Genomic DNA, 7406 nt, shown 5'->3' with positions numbered 1-7406 from the left:
GGGCGTTTTTTCCAAAATTTTCACATAGACTGATGAGCTCTTTGTCGGAAAGATCGCCAACATTGTTGATCTGAAAATTCAAAGATGACTTAGTTGATGTAGTTTTTTCCATGAGTTTTTAATTAAAAATTATTGTGATTTATGGGTGAATTGCCAATGGTGATTTTGTGAACAAATTATAACATTCGCTCACCATTTTCGGTCAAGGCTAAAACGTGAGAAATCTTGAACCACAAGCCAAAAAACCCAATTTTAACTTGCGGTAAAATACAAATATTACATGGTGAGTATTGACTTACTTTTCGTAGATGTTTTAACTGATAAATGGGTGAGTTTTGACTGATGAAGGTGGGGCGAAAAAGTGATGGATGAATGATGGGGCTTTTGATAACCGAGGGAGGGAAGATCGAGGGGGGAAAGATCGGTGAGGGAAGATCGAGGGAGGAAAGATCGGTGAGGGATGACCGGGGATGGGAGATGGAAGACCGAGTGGGGGGAATGCCGGAGGATGGGATGATTTTGAAAAACGATCTAGAAGAATGATCTTGTGGGAAGACCTTGAAAAACGATCTTGAGGAATGATTGGGGACCGGTAAAAAAGTGTGGAAATATCCTACTACTTAAATCCAGGAGGGTATCCATTAAGATCTTTTTCCATGGATAACTGTGTGCCAGGCGGCGCCCCAGGTGGGAGATAATCATAGAAATGTGACTGAGGTGCCTCAGGTATTGTTCTCGGATCTATCCGCGCCCTCCAAGCCGTTACGTTCGCATAATCCCAACCATTTGATGCGTTTGCTGTATAATAATGCTGAATAGAAGCTTTCGGCACCCAAGAGATACCAAGATCCAACGCGCCCGCCATCATAATATCACGAGCTATCTTCATATCACCTTTGGACTCTTTCCAAGCAAAGTAAGTAAGATTTCTAAAATATTTCATAGGTGTATTCTTGTACATTGCTCCACCTACTTCATCCAATTTATCATCATCTAAAGTTGTACGATTCGTAGCTTTTTGCTTTTGATTTTGCTTGAGAGTAAACTTACTTCCGTCATTATCAAAATCTTCTTCAACAAGCAGCCTATCTGTTTTAAACCATTTATCGTATTTACTCATAAGATCCTCATCCGTCCAATAAAGTGAATTTGTTATAAATTGCCCATACACATTTGCGATACCCTGATCTTGAATAAACTGTACGGCACCGGTACGCTCATTTAGAATTGATTGATAAGAACCTCTATTGAATTCCCACCACATGTCTTGCACATAGTCATGGTCCAAACCGTCAGAACTTGATTTGATTTTACCATAACGCTGTTGAACACGTGCAGACCTGTCAGCGGTATACAAAAGCCATTTTTCATATTTCACCCAATCATCCAATTGCTTTGCGGTTTGCGTACTTTTAGAACCCCTTGTTTCCTGACCTTCAGGATCAAAAAGATCTAATGATGCTATAAATTCGATTTCAGTCTGCCCTTTCTCACCCCCTGCATAAGGTATACCCCTGTCATGATCTTTTATTATATCTCCCAAATACTCAATATGAGGAGCATTTTTTACAAGTGCGGAACCTCCCATTTCAACTATGGTTTTATAATCCAAAATCCCAAGCGTGAAACCTTTTGTAATCATCCAAATAACCGCACGAAGATAAGACTTCCCTGCAGTAAGCGCATAATGTATAAATCCTTCGAACTTCGCACTATCCACCCACTTCGGAGGGTCTGCCTGCATCGCTGCAATCATCTTCATCCATTCGATTTCAAGATCATCCGCATGCTGTTTACCCATCTCTTCCGATTCACTCACTTTACCTTTACGTGAGCCGGAATTTTTACGCTCAAGTCCATCGGCCTCACCACGCCCATATAAGTCATCAAAAATATCTTTTGCTTGATAATACGTATCTATCTTTTTACCTGACACACGTCCTAGAGCCAACTTCGTCTGCTTACTTCTAAAGAAGAAATCACCATATGTATCCGCCTTGATTTCAAAGAGTGCTTTAACTTGGTTGATGTCACTTGCTCTGTCCAATATCGCATTAAGTGAATTTGGATCTTTATCCGTATATATCTCCTTCCATTTTGATATGTCCCTGTTTTGAACCGATTGCCCCAAACCTTCAAAATAGTTACTCATACGCTCTGTTGGAGATATTGACGTACCAATAGCCGCAGCCACCCTATCTCGTCTAAGCTCACGTCTTTCTTTTAAATATGCCCAACCATCTTGAAAGACCTTGATAACATCATCCATAGAAACGAAGGTTGTGCTACTCCACAATCGCTCAATATAACTCAATTCATCTTCAGGCTCTTTGTCTCGGAGCTTCTTCTCATCTTCAAGTTTTGCCAACATATTTTCTTCGAGATTTTTCTTTATTGCTTCTATGTTTTTATCAATGGATTTTCTAGTTGCATTTGATGCCTCTTCACCATTCCTCGCCTCTTCAAGAGCCAATTTACCTACCTCTGATCTCAAGTATTCCAAATCATCCTTGGCACTTGCCAATATACCCTCGTAATCTTCAACATTATAAAGCTGTTTGAGAAGCTTCTGAACCTGCCCTATAGTCCCCACTTCAACCGCCTCTATAAATTTAAGTAAATCTTCAAGATTTTTTGGAGGAACTTCTTGTTTTATTTCACTTGCCTCGCCTCCTTTGCCTGCGGAAATGCCGCTTTCACTAGCATCCGTATCGGCACCAAGAGAAACCACCTCTTCATTATTTGCGCCCGGTGTAAATTTAGAGAAAATTTCTTTACCTTGATCGGTTTCATGAAATCTTCGGAGGTAATCCAAATATGGTGGTCTCATCAATTGTTGTGGACCATTGATAGCGATGTATGTTAAATATACGGTCATCGCCTCTTCAAGAATTTCTTTTGAAACGTCTTCATTGCGAATCACTTCATTAAATGTAAGCTTGTCGTTTGATTTTCTAATTTGTTTTATCTTTGTACGTTTTTGGACGAAGTCTTCAAATTCATTTCCACGATCAGTCATGAATTGCTTGATGATCTGTGCTCCGAGCGTATTTCCGGAACGTGCAAGATTTAAACCGTTTTCTGAATAAGTTGATGATCCATAAAGTAGTGTGTTTAAAAATCTACCCGTCTCATCAGAGACCTCGTCATGCATAGTGTGATGGATCGATTCATGAGTTAGAACTTTGTATGTTCTTTCCAAATATTTGAGATTGTCACCTCTTTCCAAATCACCGGGAGTGTATACTATAAAAATAGTGCCCTGATAAAAAGCACCGCTGAGTCCGCGAAAATCGTCTTGAGTTTTACCATCAAAGAATTTGTCGAAACTTTCACGATCAACAAAACGAACATCATCATCTACTTGGGCAATTCTTTCTTCAATTTTTGAAGCCATCTCAGGATTTACTTGTTTGATTTTAGCAATCACATCTTCAGCCTCCATTTCATGACCTTCAAATGCATTGAATGCGCCAAGTAAATGGTCAATTGATTCCGCCCCCTTCGCCTCCTTATTTCGCAACTCAAGTTTGCTAGCGCTCATGAGTTGCGTGGATAAATCGACAGATGATACTACCGTGAGAAATTCATCCGTACGATCAAGAGTGTAAGAAGCATCCTTCATCTTCTCTAAGTCTCCACTATCAAAGTCTTCTTTTATTATCTTCATCGCATCCTTCATTTCACCCTTCATCTTTGTCAGAACTTCACGTGCAGAATCTTTTTCTGTTAAATCTTTGTAAATAAATCCATATATCAATCCATTATGTGCCGCCTTGCGGAAGTCAGCTTTGCCCTCGGCCAATGATTTCTCGTATCTACTTCGAGCGTCCTTGTGGCGCTCATCCCTCATAGGAAGGCCATCTCTATAGGCGGCACATTCTGAGATCATTCCTTCGAAATCAACATCGTCCGAATCAAATCTTGAACGAAGACCACCTATAAAATCTTGCAAATGTTTAAGCTCTCCATTGCCAAGATTAAAATCAATTTGCGACGATGCTTGTTCAGTCAAAGTTGCAAGACCTCCCCACAATTCACTTGCTGCCTCAGTCTTGCTATACGAACCGTAACGAAGTCCATCTTGAACATATCGAATTGTAGAAAAAAGTAAACCTGATGAATTTTTTACATTTTCACCTTCTTCACCAAAAATACTATGTATCTGTACTAACTCCGAAAGCTCATAATTCTCACGGCGCACCCTGTATTTATTTCGAAGGAGTCGAAGTTTTAATACAGCCTTCTCACCACCTCTCTCTCTCGCATCGTCCAAGAGATCTCCAAATTTCGCATTAAAATCATCTTCATCGATTTTACCGGAAAGCCAATTCTCAAGTGCAGACTCTGCCTTACTTTGAAGGTTATCATCGAAGGATTTGTATTCAGTCGGCGACATATCGTTTTCATCTCCGGATATCCAAACTAGCGTATTTTTCACTTCTTCTTTTGATTTGCTGCGTTTAACTTCTTTCGCCTCCCCGAGTAATGCCAATTTATCCTTGTCTCCATTTTGACGTGCTTTTTTCATTACACGATCAAGATAAGGAGGTGATTTTTCGATAAATTTCTCCAAAGCTAAATTCTGCAAATCAGCCTTTCTACCAAGTATATCCCGGAGCAATGTATCGAAGTTATCTTTGTATTTATCATATGAACCGTCTCTTTCCTCTGCGTACATTTTCTTTCTCATTTCTTCCAAATTCTCCATTACATATGCTAATTTTTGTTCGATAGAACTTCCTTCCGTCATCCGGTTTATAAAGTCCATTATATTTGTCCTTGAATCACTTAGAACTTCTATACGTTTTTCAAAATATATTTTCATAGCAGTGAGCTTGTCTATAACTTCCTGCTTTGTCAGTAATCGTAAAGCTCGCATATCAAGCAAAGCTTCTATATCCGGATTCTCCCAGTTCTCATATAGCTCATTTTGTTTGAGCTGCTTTCTATTTGTTTCGTCTGAAAAGTTCATAAATTAAATTATTTTTTGTATTTTATTTTGTAACTCCGGGTGCCCCTCCAGGTGAGGTTGGTACAACCGGTGGAGTTTTAGTGACAGACCCCTTTGCCGCATTAAACAATGCCTGAGCTTGACCTTTTAGAGATTCCTCTATAGCTTTCCTTTCTTTATCACCTTTACCCTCTATAGACTTGAGTGCTTGTACAGCATCATTCAGTACAGTCGCTGTTTTTTCCGCACTGTATTTACCTTCAGCATCTTTTTCCACTTTCAAGTTTTTCTCTATAACTTTTTGAGCAGCGTCAGGTAAAGTAGCTATGCTAGCTGTGATGTCTTTACTTTTATCTGTGGGATCATCACTCCATTCCCCTCCCATCTCCGCACCATCTTTAAGGAGTGGTGAATTTGATGCCAGCAACGGACCGGTTTTGGCTTTGGCTCCTGCACTTCCGGAACGATCACTCCATTCCGTCATAGCATCAATATCTTTACCGAAAGCAGCTATCTTTTGCGGACTATTCATATTAGTAGAAAGCAATGTTCTAAAGTCGCTTTCAGTTTTACTGCTTCCAGCCCATTTTTTATACTCATCCGACTCCGCACTCATAGCTCCGGTTAATACCAATTTCTCAGCTAATTTATTCCTGTTATTAGGATTTATATCATTCACTATGTTTGTCATAAATTCATCATTTTTCGTATAATCCGCTCCGGTAAGAAGACGCTGATCTCCCGCACCAATTCTATCCAATTTGTTAGAAATATCTTGACGAGCGCGGCTTGTCTCCCTATCGGTACCACTAATTTTATCTTCCACGATTCGGTTAAGATTTGAGGAGCCGGCGGAGCGAAGCGCCGCACCAAGTGTAGTCATTTGACGTTCGCCACCTTCTTTCATATTTGAATATGGAGCGATTGGAAGTGTAAGTGGAACCTTGGCAGCAACTCCACCAACCGCCTCTACGTAATCTGTAATCTTACCAACAATTCCTTTGACTGGACCTGAAAGATCACTAAGTGACCACTTGATTGCGATCCATATCACAGCGATAGTTGCTATGTTCCACATTAATTTTTGAATACTTGTGTCATTTACCAATGTATCTATAGGGATCTGAATATCAGCAGCAGCTTCTCCGATAGTCTCTACCGTTTGTGGCATCATACCTTGTTGATTTGCCTTGAATAACATAAGTACACCAACCGAAAGTGCTATACCCATCTTCACAGGTACAAATGCGTATTGAATAAATAATTTTGAAATATCAGCTTCAGGTGGCATTTCCACACCAAAGTCCTTGAACACAAACATCAGTGCGACAAGTGGTGAAAATGCTATACATATCCATAGATAAACCACCCTAAATATAAGAACTATAAACATCGCAATAAACATCACTCCATATAATAGGAGTAAAATAAGATTCACTATACCGCTTATAGTCATTCCAAAAAATGATGCGGATGATGCGGTACTAACCTCTGTTAATTTGTTCAAATCAAACATCGTTTTTGCCAAAATCATTGTAATTGTATTTCGTCCAAATTTCTTGGCTGAAAGTTCCGCATTCTTGTATTGAGTTTCAAACTCAGACAATTCCTTAGTTCCGTTAGCCACAGCCGCCATATCCGCTTCGAGAGGTTTTTCCTCATTTCCATCTTTGAAATAAAGTACCACTTTCATTTGATCGTAATCGGCTGTGACCATACTAGGATTATCATCAACCACCTTCCCTTTTTTGAACAACTCTACCTTTACCAAATTCGGTATATAACATTTCATTGGTATCAACTTGTATGTTATGCCGTCCGAGCCAACCTCATCGCTGTACCCTGCGAAATCAGAATCCTTGATGCTATCTGTAAGTGGATTCACTCTCTTGGCACATTTGGCATGAATCGCTTCATCACCATATTCATTTTCTGCCGTAGATAAATTAAGATCAGTTATTATATCCCGTGGGATAGCAAACACCGCTGTAGTCAAAATATTTGCAGCATCCAATACAACCTTTGCCGCAAAGTAAGAGAAATTCACCAATATAAGTGCTATAGCGACTTTCCCAAGTGATTTCTTAAGAGGGATTTTTTCCGGGTCTATAGATATTATATTGTAAAAGGCAATCACTAAAAGGACGAAAACGAACGCTATATTCACAAAATTACGTACTGCCTGCCAAATAGTATTCAACATCTCATCCATACCCGCTCCAAATATAAAGTCATATGTAAGCAGATCTCCAATGAATTTTATTACTATCCATAATATAACGTTAATCAATGAGCCAATGAGCGAAATGATTCTGCCCCATACTTGCAAGAAATCCTGGAAAGTATCCTCGGCAGCAAATGTTGTATTCACACCTACTACCAATGATATGATAATCGCCGGAAGTAGCAAGTGACCGAATTTTCCGAATAGTTTTTTTAACATTGTAATTAT

General features: G+C 39.5%; 2 protein-coding genes. Both read right to left on the bottom strand.

Annotated features, from left to right (window positions below):
• Positions 1 to 616 precede the first annotated feature (616 nt).
• Positions 617 to 4975 carry a hypothetical protein gene (locus tag Q8P68_06455; protein MDP4008799.1) on the bottom strand — a complete coding sequence of 1453 codons (4359 nt, stop codon included), beginning with the start codon at positions 4973 to 4975 and terminating at the stop codon, positions 617 to 619.
• Positions 4976 to 4997: 22 nt separating this feature from the next.
• The gene (locus Q8P68_06450) at positions 4998 to 7397 is read right to left on the bottom strand and encodes a hypothetical protein (protein ID MDP4008798.1); all 2400 of its coding nucleotides are present in this window, start codon (positions 7395 to 7397) and stop codon (positions 4998 to 5000) included.
• Positions 7398 to 7406 lie beyond the last annotated feature (9 nt).

The organism is Candidatus Peregrinibacteria bacterium, from assembly GCA_030700255.1.
Taxonomy (GTDB): Bacteria; Patescibacteriota; Gracilibacteria; order UBA1369; family JABINC01; genus JABINC01.
The sequence above is the reverse complement of the archived record's forward strand: the minus strand, read 5'-3'. Positions and strand labels throughout refer to the sequence as shown.